Annotated in this window: 4 protein-coding genes and 1 pseudogene; all 5 read right to left on the bottom strand. The window is 66.1% G+C overall.

The genetic code is table 11. The features are described 5' to 3' along the window. Positions 1 to 274: pseudogene (locus tag QH195_RS09150) on the bottom strand (SpoIIE family protein phosphatase); the annotation flags it as partial. Beyond that, entirely contained in the window at positions 267 to 680 is a 414-nt protein-coding gene (locus tag QH195_RS09145) for an anti-sigma regulatory factor (RefSeq protein WP_280435033.1), read from the bottom strand. The pseudogene QH195_RS09150 and the gene QH195_RS09145, both read right to left, overlap by 8 nt. Beyond that, entirely contained in the window at positions 670 to 1,062 is a 393-nt protein-coding gene (locus QH195_RS09140) for an STAS domain-containing protein (RefSeq protein ID WP_033241694.1), read from the bottom strand. Before QH195_RS09140 ends, QH195_RS09145 begins: the two co-directional genes overlap by 11 nt. Before the next feature lie 10 nt (positions 1,063 to 1,072). After that, positions 1,073 to 1,975: an STAS domain-containing protein gene (locus tag QH195_RS09135; RefSeq protein ID WP_033241695.1), complete on the bottom strand. Its 903-nt coding sequence runs from the start codon at positions 1,973 to 1,975 to the stop codon at positions 1,073 to 1,075. A 116-nt stretch (positions 1,976 to 2,091) separates the two neighbouring features. Then, on the bottom strand, positions 2,092 to 2,748 hold the full coding sequence (gene mftR, locus QH195_RS09130; protein WP_280435032.1) for a mycofactocin system transcriptional regulator: 657 nt from the start codon (positions 2,746 to 2,748) through the stop codon (positions 2,092 to 2,094). Positions 2,749 to 2,915 lie beyond the last annotated feature (167 nt).

The following is a 2,915-nucleotide window of genomic DNA, read 5'->3' as shown; positions in this document are numbered from 1 at the left end:
TCACTGCCGCGCCGCGGGTATCCCACATCGCCCGATGACTCAGCGCCATCAGGACATCCACGGGTTCGGCACGGTTCTCCCCGACAACCCGGGCCGCCCGATCGCCCGCGGGGGCCGCCGCGGTGCCGTGGCCGAGACCGTCGAGTACCGCGAAAAGTACGGAGCCGGTACCGGTGTCCAGGACCACGCAGCGGTCCCCGGAAACATCCTCTCCGGGGAGAGCGCGGCCGGCCACGGCCCATTCGATCCGGCCGATGAAACCGTCCTCATGCACCCTGGGGTACCCACTTCCACATCTCCACCAACGTGCCCTGATTGGGTGCGGATTCGACGGACATCCCGTCCATCAGTCGTTTGGCGCCCGGCAGGCCCAAACCGAGGCCTCGGCCCGTGGAGTACCCGTCTTCCATGGCGCGGGGGATATCGATGATGCCCGGCCCCTGGTCCTTGGCCTGGACCACGAGAGCGCGACGTCCGTCGCGCTCGGCCACCTGCAGGCGGATCTCGCCGCTGCCGGCGTAACTGGTGATATTCCGGGCGACCTCGGAGATCGCCGTGGAGATCATGGTCCGGTCGGTGAGCGTGAAGCCGAGTTCCTCGGCCAGCTCACGCCCGGCCTGACGTGCGGTCACGATGTCGTTCGACATCTTCACCGCGATTACCACCCGATCAGCGGCCACTGTCACGACCATCTCGATGCTGGTGCCGGGCCGAGGATTTCCGGTTCAGCCAAGCCAAGCCCTCCTCGAGGTCCAGCGCAGTGTGCATATCCTCGAAGGTGAGGCCGAGCTGCACCATGGCGAAGGCGACCTCGGGCTGTAGACCGACGATAACGGTCTCGGCGCCGCGTAACTGCGTCATATGCGCGATGGTGCGCAGTGATCGGGCGGCGAAGGAATCCATCACATCGATAGCGGTGACGTCGACGATGATGCCTTGCGCGCGGTACTTGCTGACCTGCTTCATCAGGTCGTCCTGTAAACGCTCGGTATCGGCATCGGTCAGCGCGGACTGGACGGATGCGATCAGATATGTGCCCTGTTTGAGGATAGGTACTGGCATATCGGTTCCGTCAGCGCGAATCGCGTTCGCTGCGTTCGGTCACTCTGGACACTTCGTAGCCCAGTAACCGTTCCGCCTCTTCGATACCGCCCTGCAGATCGCCGACCGCGTTCATCTTCGACAGATCCAGTCCGATGGTCACCAGTGTCAGCGCGATCTCCGAGGACAGGCCGGTCATGATGACACTCGCGCCCATGAGCCCGGAGGCATCCACGGTCTGCACCAGGTGGTTGGCCACCGTGGAGTCGATATCGGGCACACCGGTGATATCGATGACGACCACCTTGGCCCGGTTGTCCCGGATCGCCCGGAGCAGCTGTTCGGTGAGCTGGCGGGCCCGCTGACTGTCGAGCACACCGATTATCGGCAGGATCAGCAGTTGTTCGCGCACCTGCAGCACCGGGGTGGAAAGCTCGCGGATGGCTTCCTGCTGCTGCCGGATAACGCGTTCGCGTTCCTGGACGAACGAGATGGCCACGGTGTTGGCGATGCGATTCGCGGCCGGTTCGTAGGCGTCGAGGACGGCGTTGAGCAGGTCGAAGTTGGATTGGTACTTCTCGAACAGGGAGCGTGCGAGGACATCGCGCAGCAGCAGCACCATGCCGAGGACCTCGTCGGTTTCGACTCCTCTCGGGATGATGCGCTCGGACAGGTCACGCGCGTACGCCTGCAGCGCTTCGACGCTGCCGGTTTCCAGCACCTCGACATAGTTGTCGTAGACCGACGTCGCCTCGGAGAAGACCTCGTCGGGCGTCATGGCGGTGAGCAACCGTGCCTCGGTGATACGCCGCGCCCATTCCTCGCGTAGTGCGGTGCGGTTCTGGCGCAGATGTTCGACCAACTGCGGAAGCAGTTTGTCGACGGAAACCTCGGCCAATGAGTCCGCCGAAAGGCCCATGGACACCTCGGACATGTAACTTGTGCCCCTTTCGACGGCGGTCCGGTACATCGTAATGACTTCGGCGGTCTTGCCGATACCGAGCCTAGTCATACCCGTGCTCCTATGCCGGTGAAACCTGCCGGTCCGGTTTACTCGCCGGTTGTGACCGGAAACGCGTCCGATACGACGAAACCGCGCTCCAGGGCGGCCAGCGCCCGGTCGAGATACACGGTGAGATCGGCATCGGCGCGGGCCACCCACGCGTCGAAGGCGGCGCGGGCGGCCGCCAGGGTCGTCCGGCCGACCGCCATCGGGATCAGCGAATCCGCGGGTTCCCCGAGCCGGGATGCCGCGAACTCGCCCACCGCGCGTTCCCAGGCGTCGTAATGCGCGCCGGCGGTGGCGGCCAGGGCCGGGATATCGGAGACCAATTTCATCCGGGTCCGCAGTTCCGCGACATCCTCGGCGCGGTAGCGGTTGGCGTTCACCACCACCCGCCGGACCGCCGCCATCATCGGCTCGTCCGGCGCCACGGTGGCGAAGGCGGCACGTAATCCGGCGACCTCGTCGTCGAACGAGTACCACAGCACCTCGGCCTTACCTGGGAAGTAACGGAAGAAGGTACGCCCACTGATCCCAGCCGCAGAGGCGATCTGCTCGACCGTCGTCTCGTCGAATCCCTGCTCGCTGAACAATCGCATGGCGATCAGCTCGAGTTCGCGTTTGGTGGTACCGCGGGGGGGCCCCCCCGGGTGCGGGGGCGGGACAAGCAGAATATGAAAGAAGAAACGCCGGAAGCGAGCCACAGCGGGCCGGAGGGGGGCGCCCGCTGGTTTTTTTTTTGCTGGGCCTTTCTTTCCGCGCGGCGGCCTGCGGGGCCCCCCCCCCCCCGCGCCGGGGGCGGGTCCCCCCGCCACCGGGGGGGCGCGGCGGGGGGCCCCGGGGGGCCCCCCCCCCCCCCACGGCCCCCACC

It is taken from the genome of Nocardia carnea, assembly GCF_029868855.1.
Taxonomy (GTDB): Bacteria; Actinomycetota; Actinomycetes; order Mycobacteriales; family Mycobacteriaceae; genus Nocardia; species Nocardia carnea_A.
This window is presented reverse-complemented; position numbering and strand designations above follow the sequence as displayed.

What these genes read in the sequence shown, in the direction of transcription:
- QH195_RS09140 (WP_033241694.1), bottom strand. Translation starts at nt 1,062, where the DNA reads ATGCCAGTACCTATCCTCAAACAGGGCACATATCTGATCGCATCCGTC.
- QH195_RS09135 (WP_033241695.1), bottom strand. Translation starts at nt 1,975, where the DNA reads ATGTCCGAGGTGTCCATGGGCCTTTCGGCGGACTCATTGGCCGAGGTT.